This is a genomic window from Thioalkalivibrio sulfidiphilus HL-EbGr7, from assembly GCF_000021985.1.
Taxonomy (GTDB): domain Bacteria; phylum Pseudomonadota; class Gammaproteobacteria; order Ectothiorhodospirales; family Ectothiorhodospiraceae; genus Thioalkalivibrio_A; species Thioalkalivibrio_A sulfidiphilus.
In genome coordinates this window covers 956,197-972,207 of record NC_011901.1, presented here as the reverse complement: position 1 = coordinate 972,207, position 16,011 = coordinate 956,197, and the positions used below count along the sequence as shown (strand labels likewise).

The window sequence follows — 16,011 nt, the reverse complement described above, 5'->3', positions numbered from 1 at the left end:
GACTACCGTCGGGGCGCCCCGATGGGGCTGCCGAAGTAGCGGAAGAAGTCCGAATCCGGCTCGATGACGAACATGGTGTTGTCGCCGGTCATGGTGCTGCGATAGGCGATCAGGCTCCGGTAGAAGGAGAAGAACTCCTCGTCCTCGCCAAAGGCCCGAGCATAGGTCTCGGCGGCGCGGGCATCGCCCTCACCACGCAGTTGCTCGGACTCCCGGTAGGCATCCGCCAGGATCACGGTGCGCTCGCGGTCGGCACGCGCGCGGATACGCTCGGCCTCCTCGCGGCCCCGGGCACGGAAGTCCTGGGCCACGCGCTGACGCTCGGCACGCATACGCTCGTACACGGACTCACTCACCTCGTCGGGCAGGTCCATGCGACGGATGCGCACGTCCACCAGCACCACGCCCAGCTCCCGGGCAGTGTCCAGGGCCTGCTGACGCACGGCACCCATGATGGTGAGACGCTCGCCGGAGACCACCTGTTCCAGGGTGTAGCGGGCGAACTCGTTACGCATGCCGTCGCGCAGGATCTGCGCCAGGCGGTCCTCGGCGTTGCGCTCGTTGCCGCGGGTGGAGCGGAAGAACTGGCCCACGTCGTCGATACGCCACTTGGCGTAGAAGTCGACGATGACGTTCTTCGCCTCGCTGGTAAGGAAGCGGTCCGGCGGGATGTCCAGGGTCAGTACCCGGGAATCGAACTTGCGCACGTTGTTCACCAGGGGGAACTTGAAGTGCAGGCCCGGCTCAAGGTCCAGGGCCTTGATCTCACCCAGGCTGAACAGGATCACGCGCTCACGCTCGTCCACGGTGTAGGTGGACATGCCCACGATGATGGCGGACACCACCGCCACGATTCCAATGATGCGGATCATCAGCGCACCTCCCGGGCACGGGGATCAGGACGCGTGCCGAGGTTCGGCAGCGGCGCGGGCCGCGAGCTGTCCACGCCACGCTGATCGATCACGCGGGGCGGCGTGGTCGTGGCGCCCTGGGACTGCATGAACTTGTCCAGGGGCAGGTACATCAGGTTGTTGCCGCCTTGCATGTCGACGATCACCTTGTTGGTGCCACCCAGCACGGCCTCGGCGGTCTCCAGGTAGAGACGCTGACGGGTCACGTCGGGGGCGCGCTGATATTCCACCAGCAGCTGGCTGAAGCGGGAGGCATCACCCTCGGCCCGGGCGATGACCTGCTCGCGATAGGCCTGGGCCTCCTCGCGGATACGGGCCGCCTCGCCTCGCGCCTGGGGCACGATGGCATTGGCATAGGCCTCGGCCTCGTTACGGAAGCGGGCCTCGTCCTCACGGGCACGAATGGCGTCAGCGAAGGACTCCTGCACCGGTTCCGGCGGCTGGGCCTGCTGCATGCTCACGGTGGTCACGGTCACGCCCGCGCCGTAGGCATCCAGGGCCTCCTGGATCACCGTCCGGGCGCTGGTGGCGATCTCGCCACGACCCTCACCCAGGATGAATTCCAGGTTGTTCTTGCCCACCCGCTCGCGGATGGCCGATTCCATCACCTGGCGGGTGGTGCGGTCCGGATCACGCACGTTGAACAGGAAGTCCACCGGGTCCATGACGCGGTACTGCACGGCCACGTCCACGTCGATGATGTTCTCGTCCGCGGTGAGCATCAGGGCCCGGTGCTGGATGCTTCGGATGCTGTCAATGTCCACCCGCTCCACCGACTCGATGGGATAGGGCAGATGCCAGTTGGGACCCGGCTGGGACACCGACTGGAAGGAACCGAAACGCAGCACCACGCCGCGCTCACCTTCGCTGATGATGTAGAAGCCGGAGGCCAGCCAGACCACCAGGGCGACGATCAGGATCAAGCTGATGCCGGCGGAGGCGTGACGCCCCATGCCGCCGCCATCACCGCCACCGCTGCCGCCGCCACCGCCGAAGATGCCGTTCAGCTGGCGGGTCAGCTTGCGCAGCACCTCGTCCAGGTCCGGCGGGCCGCTCTGGCCGCCGCCGCCACCGCCGCCACCGCTGCGGCCACCGCCGCTCCAGGGGTCGTTGCTGTTCTTTCCTGGTTCGTTCCAGGGCATGAAGGGGCTCTCCGTGTTTCGAAACCGTTTCGGGCGCGCAGGCTCACCCGGACAAGGCGGTCATTCTAGAGACCGAATCTCGTTTGCGCAAAATTACCGGAAAAAACACCGACCAGCAGGCCATCCGTGAGGTCAGGCGACCTGGCGCGCGTCCGCCTGCAGTTCCGGTATGAACCCGCTGTCGCGGAAAAGTTCGTCGAAGCGCCGCCGGGGCAGACGGATGTGCAGGCGCAGGCCGCCGTCGGGCTGGACCTCCTCGCCCAGCACCGCCTGCATGCGATACAGCCCGGCACGCTCACGACCCGCCGAGGGCGGCAGGCTGATCCAGCCCTGCACCAGGGACTCGGCGAAGCGCTTCGCCAGCCAGTCCATGAGCAGTTCCACACCCTCGCCGGTTCGCGCCGAGAGATACACCCGCGCCGGTTCGCCGTGGGCGGCTTCCACCAGCTGGGGCTGCACCTCGGGCAGGGCATCGATCTTGTTGTACACCAGGATGCGCGGCACCTCCGCGGCGCCGATCTCCTCGAGCACGTTGTTGACCTGCTGGATGTTGTCCTCGCGCCGGGGATCGGCGGCATCCACCACGTGCAGCAGCAGGCTCGCCTCCCGGGTCTCGGTCAGGGTCGCCTTGAAGGCGGCCACCAGGTCGTGGGGCAGCTGACGCACGAAGCCCACCGTGTCCGCCAGGATGATGGCCTGCTGGTCCGGCAGGTCGACACGGCGCAGGGTGGGGTCCAGGGTGGCGAACAGCTGGTCGGCGGCGTACACGCCGGCGTTGGTGAGCCGATTGAACAGGGTGGACTTGCCGGCGTTGGTATACCCCACCAGCGACACGGTGGGGATCTCGGCCCGGCGCCGGGATTGGCGGCCCTGCTCCCGCTGGGCCTCCACCTTCTCCAGGCGACGCAGGATCTGCTTGATGCGCCCGGCCAGCAGCCGGCGGTCGGTCTCGAGCTGGGTCTCGCCCGGGCCGCGCAGGCCGATACCGCCCTTCTGCCGCTCCAGGTGGGTCCAGCCTCGCACCAGGCGGGTGGACATGTGACGCAGCTGGGCCAGCTCCACCTGCAGCTTGCCCTCGTGGGAGCGGGCGCGCTGGGCGAAGATGTCCAGGATCAGGCCGGTGCGGTCCAACACCCGGCACTTGAACAGGCGTTCCAGGTTGCGTTCCTGGCTGGGGGAGAGTTCGTGGTCGAAGATCACCACCTCGGCGCCCTGGGCCTCCACCTGCTCGCGGATCTCCTCGGCCTTGCCGCTGCCCACGAACAGGCGCGGATCCGGGCTCTGGCGGGGACCGGTGATCAGCGCCACGGGCTCTGCGCCGGCGGAGTTCACCAGTTCGGTGAACTCGCTGCAATCGTCATCCCGGGGGCTGTCCGGCAGGTCCATGTGGACGAGCACTGCGCGCTCGCCCTGCTTCGGTCTTTCAAACAATGGCGGTCTCTTTGAGGGTCATGGGCCTGCCGAGGCGGAAGACCTCAGTCTTCCGGCTGCATGTCCTCGGGCATGGCCAGTTTCACCGGCCGGGAGGGCACGATGGTGGAGATGGCGTGCTTGTAGACCATCTGGCTGACGGTGTTCTTCAGCAGCACCACGAACTGGTCGAAGGAATCGATCTGGCCCTGCAGCTTGATGCCGTTGACCAGGTAGATGGACACCGGGATCCGCTCCTTGCGCAGCGCGTTGAGGAAGGGTTCTTGTAAGGTCTGCCCTTTTGACATGAGCGTACTCCTTGAGTCTCGTGGATGTGGTGTTTTGGGCTCTGCCGAATCCGGGCAGAGACGGGATTTGCACCCGAAATCAGCTCTTTTTGCAGTCTAGCATAGGGTCGCAAAATGCGACGTCGATTGTTTCACGGCCCGGCGCCTGCCCGGGCCGCTTCCAGATGGGCCCGGACCCGGGCCACCACGGCCGCGGGGTCCAGCTGCTCCATCTCCAGGACCTCGATGCCCGGGTAGCTGCGCAGCCAGGTGAGCTGCCGCTTGGCCAGCTGCCCGGTGGCGATGATGGCCTTGCTGCGCATGGTCTCGAAATCCATCTCGCCGGCCAGGTAGGCCCAGGCCTGCCGGTAACCCACGGCGCGGATGGCCGGCAGAGAGGGATTCAGATCCTCCCTCCGATATAAGGTCTCGACCTCGTGAATCAAGCCCAGTTCCAGCATTTGATCGAAACGCCGTGCAATCCGTTCCCGAAGCGCCGCCCGGTCGGCGGGGATCAGGGCAAGGCGCAGCAGTCGGTAGGGCAGCGTCGATGCATCTGCACCCCCGTGGAAGGCGGACAGGGGACGGCCGGTGAGCAGGTAGACCTCCAGGGCCCGCTGCAGGCGCTGGGGGTCGTTGGGGTGGATGCGCGCGGCGGATGGCGGGTCCACCGCCGCGAGACGGGCATGGATCGCCTCCCAGCCCGAGGCGGCCGCCTCAGCCTCGATCTGCGCGCGGACCTCGGGGTCCGCCTCGGGCAACCGGTCCAGGCCGAACTCCAGGGCGCGGAAATACAGCATGGTGCCGCCCACCAGCAGGGGCACCCGGCCCGCCGCGGCGATCTCGGCCATGGCCGCCAGGGCATCCTCCCGGAAGCGCGCCGCCGAGTAGGCCTCGGCGGGATCGAGGATGTCGATCAGGCGATGGGGCGCCTCGGCCAGGATCTCCGGCCCCGGCTTGGCGGTGCCGATGTCCATGCCCCGGTACACCAGGGCGGAATCCACGCTGATGATCTCGCAGGGCAGGCGCCGCACCAGCTCCACCGCCAGGTCGGTCTTGCCGGAGGCGGTGGGGCCCATGAGGAAGATGGCGGGGGGAGACATGGGCTGAGGCATCACTTGTCAGGCGGCTGTTGAAGTGAGAAGTACGAATTGGGAAATGAGAAATGAGAATTGGGAAGCGAGAAAAGGCGGGGTGTCTGCTTCGCACTTCCCAATTCGCACTTCTTACTTCATATCCCCACTTCCAAATTCCCACGTCGCATTTCAATCGCCCTTCTTCACTGTCCGCGCATGAACAGCTTATCTAACTGCCCCATACTCAACTGCACCCAGGTGGGGCGGCCGTGGTTGCACTGGCCGCTGCGCTCGGTGGCCTCCATGTCCCGCAGCAGGGCGTTCATCTCCGGCACGGTGAGCTGGCGGTTGGCGCGCACGGAACCGTGGCAGGCCATGCCCGCCAGAAGCTCGTTGACGGTCTCCTCCACCCGGCTGGACTCGCCGTGGGCGAGCAGGTCGGCGAGCACGTCGCGCACCAGGGTCTCGGTGTCGGCCCGGGCCAGCAGGGTGGGCACGGCGCGCACCCGCAGCTGCTCGGGTCCGATGCGCTCCAGTTCGAAGCCGAAGCGGCTGAAGGCCTCGGCATCGGTCTCCACCCGGTCCGCCTCGCGCGCACTCACGTTCAGGGTGGCCGGTACCAGCAGGGGCTGGGACTTGAGCCCCTCGCCCCAGTAGCCGCGCTTGAGACGCTCGTAGGTGATGCGCTCGTGGGCGGCATGCATGTCGACCAGCACCAGGCCCTCGGCGTTCTGGGCCAGGATGTAGACCCCGTGCAGCTGCGCCAGGGCATAGCCGAGGGGCGGCAGTTCCTCGGCCTGCCGCTCGAACGCCATGACCGGGGACATCGGCATGGCCGCCGGCGCGGCAGGCGTGTGCAGGCTCGCATAGGTCTCCATCACCTCGGCCACCCGCAGGCCGAGCCCGGACTGGCTGGGGCGCCAGCCTGCTCCGCCCCAGTCACCCCCGGCACGTGACTCCGCAGCCGGCTCCCGCCCGGGGGTTTCAAGCCGCGCCGGTGCCACCGCCTGGCCCGGGCGCAGCTCCGCCAGCACCCGGTGCAGGCTGCGGAACAGGAAGTCGTGCACCAGGCGCGATTCCCGGAAGCGCACCTCGTGCTTGGCCGGGTGGGCATTGACGTCCACCAGGGCCGGATCCAGCTCCAGGTACAGCACGAAGGCGGGGTGACGGCCGTGGAACAGCACGTCCTGGTAGGCCTGGCGCACCGCGTGGCTGATGAGCCGGTCGCGCACCATGCGCCCGTTCACATAGAAGTACTGCAGGTCCGCCTGGCTGCGGGAATAGGTGGGCAGGCCCAGCCAGCCGGACAGGCGCAGCCCCGCCGCCTCGTGGTCGATGCGCACCGCCTGGGTGGCGAAGGCCTCGCCGCAGATGGCCGCCACCCGATCCAGCTGGCCCGCCTCGTCGCTGGCCGGCGGCAGGCGCAGGCCCGGTTTCTGGTTGTGGGTCAGCTCGAAGCCCACGCCGAAGCGGGACAGGGCGATGCGCCGCACCACCTCCTCCAGGTGGCCGAACTCGGTGCGCTCGGCGCGCAGGAACTTGCGCCGCGCCGGCACGTTGAAGAACAGGTCCTTCACGTCCACGGTGGTGCCCTGGGGATGGGCCGCGGGCATGGGCGCCTCGAAGCGGTCGCCGCCGTCGCCCTGGATGGTCCAGCCGCTGTCCGCCTCCGGGGTGGCCGAGGTGAGCGTCAGGCGCGAGACCGAGGCGATGCTCGGCAGGGCCTCGCCGCGAAACCCCAGGCTCGCCACCCGCTCCAGGTCCTCGAGGCTCGCGATCTTGCTGGTGGCGTGGCGCGACAGGGCCAGGGAGAGTTCATCCGGCGGGATGCCCGTGCCGTCATCGCGGATGCGGATGCGCCGCACCCCGCCCTGCTCCACGTCCACCTGGATGCGCCGGGCGCCGGCGTCCAGGCTGTTCTCCAGCAGTTCCTTGACCACCGAGGCCGGACGCTCCACCACCTCGCCGGCGGCGATCTGGTTGATGAGCTGGGGGGGGGAGTTGGGAGATGGACATTTAAAGGCAGTGGCAAGTGGCAAGTGGCAAGTGGCAAGTGGCAAGTGGCAAGTCTAACGCAAGGCACCAACGAAAAGCCGGCATTTGCCGGCTTTTCGTTGGTGTTCCCTTGCTACTTGCCACTAACCACTAGCCACTGCCTCTCAACTGTCCCTTCTCGGAATCACCAGCACCTGCCCCGCGCTGATGCGGTCGTTGGACAGGTTGTTGTGCTGGCGCAGCTCGTTCAGGGAGACCTGGTAGCGGCTGGCGATGGTGGACAGGGTCTCGCCGCTCTGGATCACGTGGCGGCCACGGCGGGTCTCGGCCAGGATGGTGCCCGGCGGGGCGTGGTTGCTGAAATAGGAGCGCAGGCCGCCCATCAGGGCCTCGGCCAGGGACTGCTGGAAGGCCGGGGTGCGCAGCTTGCGCTCCTCGGCGGGGTTGGAGATGAAGGCGGCCTCCACCAGCACCGAGGGGATGTCCGGGGACTTGAGCACGGCGAAACCGGCCCGCTCCACGCGGCGGCTGCGCACCTTGCCCACCCGGTGCAGGTCTCCGATCAGGGAGTCGGCGAGGGTGGCGCTGGCCTCGATGGTGCCGGTCTGGGACAGGTCCAGGAGCACCGAGGCGAGCACGTCGTCCTTGTCGTCCAGCTTCACGCCGCCCACCAGGTCGGCGGCGTTCTCGCGCTCGGCCAGCCAGCGGGCGGCCTCGCTGGTGGCGCCGCCCTGGGAGAGGATGTACACGGAGGAACCCTGCACCCGGCGGTCCGGGGCGGCATCGGCATGGATGGAGATGAACACGTCGGCGCGCTGATCCCGGGCGCGACGGATGCGATCACGCAGGGGCAGGAAGTAATCGCCGGTGCGGATCATCACCGGCTTCATGCCCGGCTCCCGGGCCACCAGGCGCTCCAGGCGCTGGGCGATGGCCAGCACCACGTCCTTCTCCCGGGTGCCGCCCTGGCCCACGGCGCCGGGATCCCGGCCACCGTGGCCGGCGTCGATGGCCACTACCACCTCGCGCAGACGGGGCGCGGGCTGGTCCATGGAACGGATCGGCTGCTGGGGCTGCGGGGCGGGCGCGGAGACCAGGGCACTGCCCTGGCGCTGCAGGTCCACCACCAGGCGATGACCGGCGCCCTCGCCGGGACGCAGGACGAAACTGCGCGGGTTGGCCTGGGCACGCAGGTCCAGCACCACCCGCAGGTCGGTGTTGTTGCGCGGCGCGTAGCGCAGGCGGGAGACCACGGAGTCGGGCACGGAGGGCACGACCAGATCCCGGGCGCTGGCGCCCTGGATGTCGATCACCACCCGGTGCGGGTCGGTGAGGGTGAACAGGCTGTGTTCCACGGGACCGGTGAGGTCGAACACCAGCCGTGTCTGGCCCTCGTGGGCGGACAGGCGGATGCCCTGCACCTGGTGATGACGGCCGGCGGCCAGCAGCACGCCCGGGGCCATCACGGACGCGGCCGTCATGCCGGAGGCGCGCAGCAGCTCCAGCAGAAAACGGCGTCTCGGATATCCCTGGTTGGACTGGCTCACGACGGACTCCCGGTGGATTTCAGGCTCCCTGGCCATAGTGTGACCCAACGAGCGCAAAATGCAAGAGGGATTTTCTAGTTAATCCATGCAGATAGGGGAATCTTCTACTGCCGTTTATAAGATTTTGAGTCTGGCTGGAAAAACTTCTTTGTCACAGAGGTCACAGAGGTCACAGAGGTCACAGAGAAAAGATCTTGAAGCTCATAGGGACGTCGGCATTGTGGGTCTGGCGTCAATCCCAGAGTGTCTGAACCCGGTTTATGTTTTACCCCCCTCTGTGACCTCTGTGTCCTCTTTGGCTAACAACCTGTTTTCAAACCCTTTCCAGCGCCTCCAGCCAGACCCGTCCCGCCTCGCTCAGGGCCTCGATCCGGGCCTCCCGGCCCTCACCGGCCACCGTCAGCCGGATGGCGAGATCCGGGGTCTTGAGCACGCCCTCGCCCCGTTCGGGCCACTCCACCAGGCACAGGGCCTGGCCGTCGAAGTAGTCATCCAGCCCCAGGTAGTCCAGTTCCTCGGGGTCGGCCAGGCGGTAGAGGTCGAAGTGGTGCACGTCCCGGCCCGCCAGGCGGTAGCTTTCCACCAGGGTATAGGTGGGACTCTTAACCGCGCCTGAATGCCCCAGGGCCCGCAGCCAGCCCCGGGTGAGCGTGGTCTTGCCCGCCCCCAGGTCGCCGGTGAGGTGCACCACCCTGCCGCCCTCGGGCCTGCTGGCGGCCAGACGCGCCCCCAGGGCCATCATGGCCTGTTCGTCGGGCAGGTAGAGGCTGTATTCGGTCTTCATGGATTGACGACTCCGCGCAGTTCGGTAAGCAGATCCGAGGCCAGCAGCCCCCGTTCACCCGCCCGGGCGGCCCGGTCGGCGGCCTCGGCGTGGGCACAGACACCGAGGCGGGCGGCCAGGACCGTGGACAGGCCCTGGGCCAGCAGGCCGGCGATGATGCCGGTGAGCACATCGCCCATGCCGCCGCTGGCCATGCCCGGGTTGCCGCCGGTACAGATGGCGGTGCCTTCGGCGTCCCGGATCACCGTGCCCGCCCCCTTGAGCACGCACACGCCGCCATAGCGGGCCTGGATCTCCCGGGCGGCGGCAAGGCGATCCGCCTGCACCGAGGCGGTGTCGCGGCCCAGCAGGCGGGCCGCCTCGCCGGGGTGGGGGGTGAGGACCCAGTCGTCACGGCGCGCGCCTTCCTGGGCCAGCAGGTTCAGGGCATCGGCATCCAGCACCAGGGGCAGACCCGTCTCCAGCAGTCGGCCCAGCAGCGCCCGGCCCCAGTCCCCCTGCCCCAGGCCCGGCCCCACCGCGAGCACCGTGGCCCGGGCCAGCAGGGGCGAGAGATCGGCGGGCGTGGCGACCCCGTGGACCATCAGCTCCGGTCGCGCCAGGGGCAGCAGGGGGGCGTGATCCGGATGGGTGGCCACCGACACCAGCCCCGCGCCGCTGCGCGCCGCTGCCTCCCCGGCCAGGCGCACGGCCCCGGGCATGCCCCGGTCACCGCCCACCACCAGCACATGGCCGAAGTGTCCCTTGTGGGCACTGCGGGCACGGAGCCCGAGCCGCTGGATACAGGCGGCATCCAGGCGGGTGGCCGCGGGGGGCAAGTCCCGGTAGACCGCCTCGGGCACATCCAGCGGGTCGAACACCACTTCCCCGCAGCAGGCCGGCCCCTCGCCGGTGAACAGGCCGGTCTTGAGGCCGATTAAGCTCACGGTCACGGCCGCGCGCACCGCCCGGCCGAGCACCGCCCCGGTATCGGCATGCAGCCCCGAGGGGATGTCCACTGCGAGCACCGGCAGTCCGGAGGCGTTGATAGCATCGATCAGCCCGCCCAGGGCGCCCTCCACCGCCCGGTCGAGCCCGGTGCCCAGCAGGGCATCCACCAGCACATCCGCCTCGGGCCAGGGCGCAGCACCGGAGAATGGCGTCCCGCCCGCCTGCACCCAGTCGGCCCGGGCCCGGGCGGCATCGCCCTTCAGGCGCGCCGGATCGCCCGCCTCCAGCACCCAGCAGCCGAGCCCCGCGGCCCGGGCCAGGCGGGCGATGACGTAGCCATCGCCGCCATTGTTGCCCGGTCCGCACAGCACACCGATGCGCCGGGCTTCGGGCCAGCGCTCACGCAGCCGGTCAAAGGCGGCCTGTCCGGCGCAGGTCATGAGGCTGTAGCCGGGCACGCCGTGATTCTCGATGGCGCGCCGGTCCAGTTCCCGAACCTGGGTGGCGGTGTAGAGTGCTGCGGGCAGGGTGCGATTCATGCCGACATTATGTGCCGACGGCGTCTGCGTTTGCATGATCCAAAGCAACCCGCAAAGGTCGCGAAGGGGTGCGCCAAGGCCGCCAAGGTTTTCCAAGATCAAAAGATGTCCTTGGCGTCCTTTGCGAAACCTTTGCGGCCTTTGCGTTCCGGCTTTTTAGCTTCATCCGAATTAAGCTACGCCCATGCACAAGGCACTCAACGACACCGAGGCCATGGAATTGGCTCGACGCATCAAGGCCTGGGGCCTGGAACTGGGCTTTCAGCAGGTGGGCATCAGTGACACCGACCTGGACGAGCACGAGTCCCGGCTGCTCGCGTGGCTCGATGCCGGACGCCACGGGGAGATGGACTACATGGCCCGTCACGGCACCAGGCGCTCGCGCCCGGTGGAGTTGCACCCGGGCACCCTGCGGGTGATCTCGGTACGCATGGATTACCAGCCCCCGGAGGCGCGGGAGTCCTGGTCGGTGATCCACGACCCTGCCCTGGGCTTCGTCTCCCGCTACGCCCTGGGGCGGGACTATCACAAGGTGCTGCGCAACCGCCTGCAGCAACTGGCCACGCGCATCGAGGCCGAGATCGGCCCCTTCGGCTACCGGGCCTTCGTGGACAGCGCCCCGGTGCTGGAGAAGGCCCTGGCGGAGAAGGCCGGGCTCGGCTGGATCGGCAAGCACACCAACCTGCTGTCCCGGGAGGCCGGCTCCTGGTTCTTCCTGGGCGAGCTGTACACGGACCTGCCCCTGCCCACGGACCCGCCCGGGGAGGCCCACTGCGGCACCTGCACCGCCTGCATCGAGGTCTGCCCCACCCGGGCCATCGTCGCCCCCTACGAGCTGGATGCCCGGCTGTGCATCTCCTACCTCACCATCGAACTGAAGGGCGCCATCCCCGAACCGCTGCGCCCGCTCATGGGTAATCGCATCTACGGCTGCGACGACTGCCAGCTGGTGTGCCCCTGGAACCGTTTCGCCCGGCTCAGCGCCGAGCCGGACTTCCGCGCCCGGCACGGCCTGGACGGCCCAGCCCTGGCGGAGCTTTTGGCCTGGGACGAGGCCACCTTCCTGGCCCGCACCGAGGGCAGCGCCATCCGGCGCATCGGCCATGAACGCTGGCTGCGCAACGTGGCGGTGGCCCTGGGCAACGGCGAGGCCCTGCCGGGAAGCATCGGCGTTCTCGAATCACGAACAGACCACCCTTCCCCGCTGGTGCGCGAGCATGCCGGCTGGGCCCTGGCCCGCCTGAGGCGCCGCGACACGGGCGTCCAACATTCTTAGGTTTCTGTTTTAAAGAGATTTCCCGAGAAATCCCAGCCTGCGCCCGGGGGCCGCCCATCGGCCCGCCAGGACCGCGTATCGTGACAGATCTGTGACGGAAAACTCATTATTTGATAATATTATTGATTCGGAATTTACCGATCGATAGCCGCGCAGGCGGCGGGCAGGCCCCCATGCCAGTACGTTTCCCTGGCACCATCCGCAGTCTTCGCTCCCCGCTCGCCCGGGCCGGTCTGTTATCAAGCCTCGTGCCCTGGGGACAGGCCCTGGGCGCGGACCTGTCCGGGCAGATCCAGGGCACGGCCGACGTCTGGCTCTGGCCACTGATCCTGGGCGGTTTCCTGGCCCTGCTGTTCGCGAGCCTGGGCATCTACAACCGCGCCCTGCGCCGCCAGGTGGCACAGCAGACCCGGGCCTTGCGCGAGGCCAACACCACCCTGCGCAGCGAGCGCGATTTCTCCCAGTCCATCATCCAGGCCTCGCCGGCCTTCTTCGTGGCCATCGACACCCGGCACCGGGTGCGCATGATGAACCCGGCCATGCTGCGCGCCCTGGACCGCTCGGCCCGGGAGGTGCGCGACCGCCCCTTCGCGGACCTGTGCGTACCCGCAGACGAGCAGGAGGCCCTGCACGCGGTGTTCCAGCACATGCTGCGCACCGGCCACCCCATCCAGCACGAGAGCCACGTGGTGGCCCGGGATGGCGAACGCCTGCTGGTGGAATGGCATGGCAACACCGTGCGCAACGGCCAGGGACAGGTGGAGTACTTCTTTGCCCTGGGCCTGGACATCACCGAGCGCCGCCGCACCCAGGCCCAGCTGGAGCACATCGCCCACTACGACCTGCTCACCGGCCTGCCCAACCGCACCCTGCTGCAGAACCGCATCTCCCACGCCCTGGACGTGGCCCGGCGCCGGGACCGGCAGGTGGCCATCCTGTTCCTGGACCTGGACCGCTTCAAGGTGGTCAACGACAGCCTGGGGCACGCCTACGGCGACGAGCTGCTGCGCCAGGTGTCGGATCGACTGCGCCGGCGCCTGCGGGAGGAGGACACCCTGGCCCGCTGGGGCGGCGACGAGTTCATCGTGCTGGTGGACGAGGTGGACGACCCCCAGGGTCTGTCCCTGCTGGCCGAGGGCATCCTCGCCGAACTGGCCGAGCCCTACCGCCTGAGCAACGGACAGGAGGTGTTCGTGGGTGGCAGCATCGGCATCAGCCTCTACCCCCAGGATGGCAGGAGCGCCGAGCAGCTGATCATGAAGGCGGACACCGCCATGTACCAGGCCAAGGACCAGGGCCGCTCCAACTACCAGTTCTACACCAGCGCCCTGACCCTGGCCGCCAACGACCGCCTGGCCCTGGAGACCAGCCTGCGCCATGCCCTGGAGCGGGAGGAATTCACCCTGCACTACCAGCCCCGGGTGCGCACGCAGGACGACGTCATGATCGGCATGGAGGCCCTGGTGCGCTGGCATCATCCCGACAAGGGCCTGACCGCGCCGGACGCGTTCATCCCCATGGCCGAGGAGACCGGACTGATCACGCCGCTCGGCCTGTGGGTGCTGCGCACCGCCTGCCGCCAGGCCCAGACCTGGATGCGGCTCTACGGCGAGCCCATCCACATGGCCGTGAACCTGTCCATGCGCCAGCTGCGCCAGCCGGACCTGGTCAGCCAGATCGACGCCATCCTGCGCGACACGGGCCTGCCGGCCAGCAGCCTGGAACTGGAGCTGACCGAATCGGTGCTCATGGCCGGCGACGGACACACTCTCACCGCCCTGGCGGAGCTCAAGGCACTGGGCGTGCGCCTGGCCATCGACGACTTCGGCACCGGCTACTCGTCGCTCGCCTACCTGAAACGCCTGCCCATCGACGCCCTGAAGATCGACCGCAGCTTCGTCTCTGACATCCCCCACGACGCCAGCGACATGGCCATCGCCTCCACCATCATCGCCATGGCCCGCACCCTGGGGCTGGAGGTGGTGGCCGAGGGCGTGGAGACGCCAGAGCAGCTGGCCTTTCTCAAGAAAGAGGGCTGCGACAGCTACCAGGGCTTCGGCTTCAGCCCGCCAGTGGATGCCCAAGCCATGACCCTGTGGCTGGATGGGCTCGCCCGCGAACACCGCATCGCCCGGGCCTGAGCTTGCTCAGGCCCCCGGCTTGGACTTGCGAGGTCCGCAGGGCTCAGAATGGGGCCTGACATGCCGACCCCCAACGACGCGCCATGGCAGAGCCCCAAGCCCCCCAAGCCACCCCCGCCAGCCCGTCCCGTTCCCGCTGGCGCCAGCGGATCGGGCTGCTGCTGGGGCCGGGGCTGTTCGCGCTCATGCTGCTGTCCGGCCCGCCCGCGGACATGGACCCCGCCGCCTGGCAGGTGGCGGCCCTCACGGTGCTCATGGCCACCTGGTGGGTCAGCGAGGCCCTGCCCATCCCGGTGACCGCCCTGCTGCCCGTGGGTCTGCTGCCCCTGATGGGCGCCGTGGACATCAACGCCGCCGCGGCCCCCTACGCCAACCCGCTGATCTTCCTGTTCCTGGGCGGCTTCATCATCGCCCTCGCCCTGCAGCGCTGGAACCTGCACCGGCGCATCGCCCTGCTGATCCTGTCCGCGGCGGGCCAGCGCCTGGAGCAGCTGGTGGCCGGCTTCATGGCCGCCACCGCGGGCCTGAGCATGTGGGTGAGCAACACCGCCACCGCCGCGCTCATGCTGCCCATCGGCATCTCGGTGCTGGTGCTGCTTGAGGAACAAGGGGTGACCGAATCCGAGGGACTCAACTTCGCCCTGGCCCTGCTGCTGGGCATCGCCTTTGCCGCCAACATCGGCGGCATGGCCACCCTGATCGGCACCCCGCCCAACGCCCTGCTGGCCGGCTTCCTGGCCGAACACCACGGCCTGCACATCGGCTTTGCCCAGTGGATGGCGGTGGGCCTGCCGGTCTCCCTGACCCTGCTGCTGGTGTGCTGGTGGGTGCTGTGCCGCTGGGCCTTCCCCCTGCCCCGGCGGCGCATCGAGGGCATCGATGCCCTGATCCGGCAGCAGCGTGAGACCCTGGGACCCATCACCGGCCCGGAACAGCGGGTGGCGGTGGTATTCGCCCTGGTCGCCCTGGCCTGGCTCACCCGGCCGCTGCTGGACCGGCTCATCCCCGGCCTGTCGCTCACCGACCCGGGCATCGCCATCCTCGGCGCGCTGGCCCTGTTCCTGATCCCCGCCGGCGGCGGGCGGGACGAGAACCTGCTGCACTGGGACGCCACCCGCCAGCTGCCCTGGGGGGTGCTGGTGCTGGTGGGCGGGGGCTTGAGCCTGGGGGCGGCCATCGGCACCAGCGGCCTGTCCGATGCGGTGGCCCTGGCCCTGGGCGGACTCGCCGCCTGGCCCGTGTGGGTGGTGGTGGTGGCCGTCGCGCTTACCGCCATGCTGCTCAGCCATGTCACCAGCAACACCGCCACCGCCGCCACCCTGCTGCCCCTGGCCGCCGCCTTGGCCGTGAGCCTGCGGGAAGACCCGCTGCTGCTCACGGTGCCCGTGGCCCTGGCAGCCTCCTGCGCCTTCATGCTGCCGGTGGCCACACCGCCCAACGCCATCGTGTTCGGCAGCGGGCGCATCACGGTGCCGGACATGGTGCGCGCCGGCTGGCGCCTGAGCGCGGTGGCGCTCCTGGTGGTGAGCCTGGCGGTGCTGCTGCTGGCCCGGGCCGTGCTGGGTGCGTGACCCTCGACCCCGGTGCTACCATCGCCGCCTTGCTGTTAACGGTGGTGCGTTGACACAGCACTTTCATCGTGGCGCGATCATACCCAGACACTTGATGGTCATCTGCGTCGGATTTGTCTTTAGTTTCGTACTAGCACTGGGGTAGCAATGAATAACATCACCACCCACTATGACACCCTTCAAATTGCTGAAAGCGCCAGCCAAGAAGTGATCAAGGGTGCGTATCGCTACCTATCTCAAAAATGGCACCCTGATAAAAACCCAGATCAATTAGAGCAAGCTGAGAGCATCACAAGGTCCCTCAATGAGGCTTACGCGGTGCTCTCTGACCCAGTGGCCCGCGAAGAATACGATTCATGGCTTGAACGGCAGAGGAGTAACCCGGGATCTTCACAGTCTGAC

Annotated in this window: 12 protein-coding genes and 1 pseudogene; 4 read left to right on the top strand and 9 right to left on the bottom strand. The window is 68.5% G+C overall.

Annotated features, from left to right (window positions below):
• Positions 1-2 precede the first annotated feature (2 nt).
• From hflC to TGR7_RS04415, 9 genes are all read right to left on the bottom strand, one after another.
• On the bottom strand, positions 3-872 hold the full coding sequence (gene hflC, locus TGR7_RS04455) for a protease modulator HflC (protein WP_012637479.1): 870 nt from the start codon (positions 870-872) through the stop codon (positions 3-5).
• The gene (hflK, locus tag TGR7_RS04450) at positions 872-2,053 is read right to left on the bottom strand and encodes an FtsH protease activity modulator HflK (RefSeq protein ID WP_012637478.1); all 1,182 of its coding nucleotides are present in this window, start codon (positions 2,051-2,053) and stop codon (positions 872-874) included. Before hflK ends, hflC begins: the two co-directional genes overlap by 1 nt.
• A gap of 132 nt (positions 2,054-2,185) precedes the next feature.
• On the bottom strand, positions 2,186-3,484 hold the full coding sequence (gene hflX, locus TGR7_RS04445) for a ribosome rescue GTPase HflX (RefSeq protein ID WP_041440941.1): 1,299 nt from the start codon (positions 3,482-3,484) through the stop codon (positions 2,186-2,188).
• 44 nt (positions 3,485-3,528) lie between these two features.
• Entirely contained in the window at positions 3,529-3,771 is a 243-nt protein-coding gene (gene hfq / locus TGR7_RS04440) for an RNA chaperone Hfq (RefSeq protein WP_012637476.1), read from the bottom strand.
• A 131-nt stretch (positions 3,772-3,902) separates the two neighbouring features.
• Positions 3,903-4,853: a tRNA (adenosine(37)-N6)-dimethylallyltransferase MiaA gene (gene miaA, locus TGR7_RS04435; RefSeq protein WP_245523029.1), complete on the bottom strand. Its 951-nt coding sequence runs from the start codon at positions 4,851-4,853 to the stop codon at positions 3,903-3,905.
• A 176-nt stretch (positions 4,854-5,029) separates the two neighbouring features.
• Positions 5,030-6,865, bottom strand: coding sequence for a DNA mismatch repair endonuclease MutL (gene mutL, locus TGR7_RS04430; protein WP_012637474.1), 1,836 nt, complete (start codon positions 6,863-6,865; stop codon positions 5,030-5,032).
• Between the two features lie 120 nt (positions 6,866-6,985).
• Positions 6,986-8,404: an N-acetylmuramoyl-L-alanine amidase gene (locus TGR7_RS04425; RefSeq protein ID WP_012637473.1), complete on the bottom strand. Its 1,419-nt coding sequence runs from the start codon at positions 8,402-8,404 to the stop codon at positions 6,986-6,988.
• 277 nt (positions 8,405-8,681) lie between these two features.
• Entirely contained in the window at positions 8,682-9,152 is a 471-nt protein-coding gene (tsaE, locus tag TGR7_RS04420) for a tRNA (adenosine(37)-N6)-threonylcarbamoyltransferase complex ATPase subunit type 1 TsaE (RefSeq protein WP_012637472.1), read from the bottom strand.
• Entirely contained in the window at positions 9,149-10,621 is a 1,473-nt protein-coding gene (locus TGR7_RS04415; protein WP_012637471.1) for a bifunctional ADP-dependent NAD(P)H-hydrate dehydratase/NAD(P)H-hydrate epimerase, read from the bottom strand. Before TGR7_RS04415 ends, tsaE begins: the two co-directional genes overlap by 4 nt.
• 184 nt (positions 10,622-10,805) lie before the next feature.
• Here TGR7_RS04415 and queG point away from each other — a divergent pair, with 184 nt between their 5' ends.
• From queG to TGR7_RS17740, 4 genes and pseudogenes are all read left to right on the top strand, one after another.
• Complete coding sequence (queG, locus tag TGR7_RS04410) at positions 10,806-11,897, top strand: tRNA epoxyqueuosine(34) reductase QueG (protein WP_012637470.1); 1,092 nt, start codon at positions 10,806-10,808, stop codon at positions 11,895-11,897.
• Positions 11,898-12,070: 173 nt separating this feature from the next.
• Positions 12,071-14,038 (top strand): putative bifunctional diguanylate cyclase/phosphodiesterase, encoded by a 1,968-nt coding sequence (locus TGR7_RS04405; protein WP_012637469.1) that lies wholly within the window; start codon positions 12,071-12,073, stop codon positions 14,036-14,038.
• Between the two features lie 83 nt (positions 14,039-14,121).
• Positions 14,122-15,609, top strand: a complete 1,488-nt coding sequence (locus TGR7_RS04400; protein ID WP_012637468.1) for an SLC13 family permease — start codon at positions 14,122-14,124, stop codon at positions 15,607-15,609.
• A 147-nt stretch (positions 15,610-15,756) separates the two neighbouring features.
• Positions 15,757-15,951, top strand: a pseudogene (locus TGR7_RS17740) (J domain-containing protein); the annotation flags it as partial.
• Positions 15,952-16,011 lie beyond the last annotated feature (60 nt).

Coding starts and splice junctions, on each gene's coding strand:
- hfq (WP_012637476.1), bottom strand. CDS start 3,771: ATGTCAAAAGGGCAGACCTTACAAGAACCCTTCCTCAACGCGCTGCGC.
- hflC (WP_012637479.1), bottom strand. CDS start 872: ATGATCCGCATCATTGGAATCGTGGCGGTGGTGTCCGCCATCATCGTG.
- TGR7_RS04405 (WP_012637469.1), top strand. CDS start 12,071: ATGCCAGTACGTTTCCCTGGCACCATCCGCAGTCTTCGCTCCCCGCTC.
- hflK (WP_012637478.1), bottom strand. CDS start 2,053: ATGCCCTGGAACGAACCAGGAAAGAACAGCAACGACCCCTGGAGCGGC.
- miaA (WP_245523029.1), bottom strand. CDS start 4,853: ATGTCTCCCCCCGCCATCTTCCTCATGGGCCCCACCGCCTCCGGCAAG.
- tsaE (WP_012637472.1), bottom strand. CDS start 9,152: ATGAAGACCGAATACAGCCTCTACCTGCCCGACGAACAGGCCATGATG.
- queG (WP_012637470.1), top strand. CDS start 10,806: ATGCACAAGGCACTCAACGACACCGAGGCCATGGAATTGGCTCGACGC.
- TGR7_RS04425 (WP_012637473.1), bottom strand. CDS start 8,404: ATGGCCAGGGAGCCTGAAATCCACCGGGAGTCCGTCGTGAGCCAGTCC.
- TGR7_RS04400 (WP_012637468.1), top strand. CDS start 14,122: ATGGCAGAGCCCCAAGCCCCCCAAGCCACCCCCGCCAGCCCGTCCCGT.
- TGR7_RS04415 (WP_012637471.1), bottom strand. CDS start 10,621: ATGAATCGCACCCTGCCCGCAGCACTCTACACCGCCACCCAGGTTCGG.